The organism is Streptococcus sp. HMSC074B11 (assembly GCF_001808705.1).
Classification (GTDB): Bacteria; Bacillota; Bacilli; order Lactobacillales; family Streptococcaceae; genus Streptococcus.
Map to the genome: position 1 here is coordinate 1 of NZ_KV794228.1, position 3,250 is coordinate 3,250.

4 protein-coding genes are annotated in these 3,250 nt (G+C 30.3%); 2 read left to right on the top strand and 2 right to left on the bottom strand.

Annotated elements, in window-relative coordinates:
• Positions 1-487: 487 nt before the first annotated feature.
• Positions 488-694, bottom strand: a complete 207-nt coding sequence (locus HMPREF2619_RS11735) for a hypothetical protein (RefSeq protein ID WP_070458376.1) — start codon at positions 692-694, stop codon at positions 488-490.
• A gap of 432 nt (positions 695-1,126) precedes the next feature.
• Between HMPREF2619_RS11735 and HMPREF2619_RS01185 the strand changes: the two genes are divergently transcribed.
• Both HMPREF2619_RS01185 and HMPREF2619_RS01190 read left to right on the top strand, forming a co-directional pair.
• Entirely contained in the window at positions 1,127-1,375 is a 249-nt protein-coding gene (locus HMPREF2619_RS01185; RefSeq protein ID WP_001018847.1) for a type II toxin-antitoxin system RelB/DinJ family antitoxin, read from the top strand.
• Positions 1,372-1,671 (top strand): type II toxin-antitoxin system RelE family toxin, encoded by a 300-nt coding sequence (locus tag HMPREF2619_RS01190; protein WP_003015041.1) that lies wholly within the window; start codon positions 1,372-1,374, stop codon positions 1,669-1,671. The genes HMPREF2619_RS01185 and HMPREF2619_RS01190 overlap by 4 nt, the downstream gene beginning before the upstream one ends.
• Positions 1,672-2,677: 1,006 nt before the next feature.
• On the opposite strand, the gene HMPREF2619_RS01195 is transcribed toward HMPREF2619_RS01190, so the two are convergent.
• Positions 2,678-2,998: a plasmid mobilization protein gene (locus HMPREF2619_RS01195; protein WP_261673706.1), complete on the bottom strand. Its 321-nt coding sequence runs from the start codon at positions 2,996-2,998 to the stop codon at positions 2,678-2,680.
• Between the last annotated feature and the right edge of the window lie 252 nt (positions 2,999-3,250).

Sequence of the window (3,250 nt, forward strand, 5' to 3'; positions counted from 1 at the left end):
CGTTTTATAGAGAAAAAAAGAATACAGGACCAACAAATTCCTGTATTCCTAAAATAACTTAGAACATCCTTAACAAAACAGCGACTAATATGATTATAGTGCAAATTATTTTTCCGATTTTTTCATGTTGCTTGAACAATTTTTCAGAGAAAAGAGTCAATACAAGCGCAACACCCATCAACGCAGTGCTTAAAGTTTGAGTAGTCATGGTACATACTCCTTTCGTTATTTTGTTAATCCAACTCCTAAAACAACTTAGAACAGAAGTAATAATACAGCGACTAATATGATTATAACATAAATTATTTTTGCGATTTTTACATGTTGTGGTTTGAACAATTTATCAGAGAAAAGAAACCATACAATCGCAACACACATCAACACAGTGCTTAAAATTTGTTTATTCATGGTTCATGCTCCTTTCGTATGTAATTCAACGGATATAGTTTAGGCTTCCGTCTTCGTTAACTGCTTCCAGTTGCTCGTCTTACTTCCGATTAGAGATAACAAATTTATCAATGAATAGTAAGTGATATAATGCAAGTACAAATCCCCAGGAACTACCCTGAAGAGAGAATTCTTGATGATTAAGAGGAAGAAACTCACGGTTTCCTATATAGATGCATGTCAAAATAACAAATAGAATCCAAAATAAATCAGTCCATTTATATTTTGAAAAATATTTTTTTTGCAATTTTTTTAACATAAGAACACCTTCTTTTTTTACTATAATATTATTATAACACAAAATGTAAGCGGATTCAAACAGAAAAGCTCATGATGTAAGACTCCAGACTAAGCGACTTGTTCTTGAAGAAAAAGAACAAATTACTAAAGATATTTTAAACTTCGTTGAAATTGAAGGAAATTCATAGGAAAGTAACTTTCCGAAAAATTGGTCTTTTTCGGAAAGTTATGCAATGAACAGAAAAACAGCGAAAACCATTGACGCTGTAGGGATTTTTAGCGGTAGATTGTCCGTACTTTAATCTGAAAATAGACCAGAATGACTATCTCAACATCATTTTTTGACAATTTATACAGAAAAATTATCAACGAGAAAAAAATAGTTTGAAGAAATCTGTTTTTTTGTGTATAATATACACAAAAAGATGAGGTGATTTAAATGGCTATTACAACTACAAAAGCAAGATTGAATCTAAGTATTGACTCTGAATTAAAACAGGAAGTCGGTGAGGTCTTAAACGAGATTGGACTTGACTATACCACAGCAATTAATTTATATTTCAATAAAATCAGACGTGATCGTAAAATTCCATTTGAACTTGAAGCACGAAAAAATTTAACTGTCGATGAATTTCTTGGTTCAAATTGGCGTGAAGGTTTGGAAAATGTAGAGGATGGTTGGGATTGAGTTATAAAGTTGAATTGATACCTGAAGCACAAGATGATTTTTATAAATTAGATAATAGTCAACGTCTTCATGTTAAAAAGTCACTTATCAAGTTAGAAAATCAAGGAATGCTTGCCGGAGAGGCTCTTCACGGTAATTTAGCAGGTTACAGGAAGTTAAAACACAAAAAACTGGGCCTGAGAATTGTTTTTCATGAAACTGTCAATGCAATTGAAATTATTGAAGTCATTGCTATTGGTAAGAGAAGTGATAACGAAATTTATACAATTTCTGAAAAACGTATAAGAAACAGATGAATTTATTTTAGCCAATCTATTATCCCCTAAAGAAATTGAAAGCAAATGAGCTAAGATAATTGATCACGACCTACCGAACAGGATAGAAAGTGAGATTCGTGAGTAACTTATTTGACCTCTTCTTCAGCGTTATGGCAAATGTATTAGCATATTTCATTTGTGAATAGTTGGACGACGAGGATAGTCGGCATTTAGCCTCAAAATACTCGTTAATCAAAAAAAGAGCAGAAGAATAAAAAGCTGATACTTTTATCCCCGAGTTATCCTTAGTTGCGGAAAATTATGATTTGAGTGAAGAAGAAAAATGAGTTGGAACCCAACTCATTTTTTTGTGTTGTTGTTTTTAATTTTAATACGGATATACAGTATAACCCAAGATATAAATTTATAGATTATAAATATTGATATCGGGATGAATATAACTGTTTGTATTGAATTATAAAGTTTTGGGTAGTAGTGATTGGTAATAGAGAATAAACAAAATAATGAAAAAATAATAATAAATTCTTTAAAATTTTTCATGGCTACTTTTCCTTTCTATTTTATTTTGTTAACTGTGTCTTTTGTTTATCTAAAAATCCCCTAAAAATATCAATTTCCTAGGGGCTTCAATGTGCTTATGCACGACGTTTTCGTAAGTTAATTATATCGTATTCTATTAAGCGGGGCAAAAACAGCTTATCCTATAGTGGGAATCTCAATAAGTAATAGTAACTAAAATATATAAACCTCTTTAAAAAATAAATCGAAATAAATCGTCTAATAGTAAATAAAACAAATGCTACCAAAAAGATATAACCTAATTTTTTTTAAATTTATTATTTATTTTTTTTATCTCCAAAAAAAATGAGAACGCCAATAGTAAGTTGAATAAAATATCCCAAAATCCAAACATTCCAAAAATACCTATCCTTTCAAATATTATTATAGCATAAAAGAAAGCGTTTTCAAAAATGTTGTTTATTCATTAATAAATTGTTCTTTTAAATTTATCAAAATGAAATCCTCACTCCCAAAACTTCCACCATCTCTTCGTTTTCTGTTCAATCAGCAACTGATTATCTTTTTGAGTTGCCAAAATAATCGTATGCAGTTGCTCAATTTGCTTCTTGTAGTCGTCTATTTGAGTTTTAAGGTCTGATATACGCTCATCTTTCTCTTGTAATACATTTGTATTATCTACATAGTCGCTTGTATTATCCTCTTGGAAGAGTATTTTTCTAGCATATGAACTGATCGAATCTCCAAGTTCTGCAGCTCTTTCCTTTAATTCTTCTTTTTCTTCAACGCTCATCCTGATATTTAGGACAGTCATTTTTTCAGTCAAAACTTTCACCTCGTTAGCTAATATAATACATATTATAACACACAGTATTATTAAATAATACACCGTAATACAAGAAAAACTAAGTTTTTGGCTAAATTTCTTTAGTATATATTTAGCAGTGAGCACATGATAAAGATTAAATTCTTTTAAAATGCATTTTAAGCCCTGTACTGCGTTTTATAAGTTTAGCAAGGAAAAACTACTGTGAATACTCAAGGATGCTGTTAACGGCCAAAATATGGCTTCTGAGAG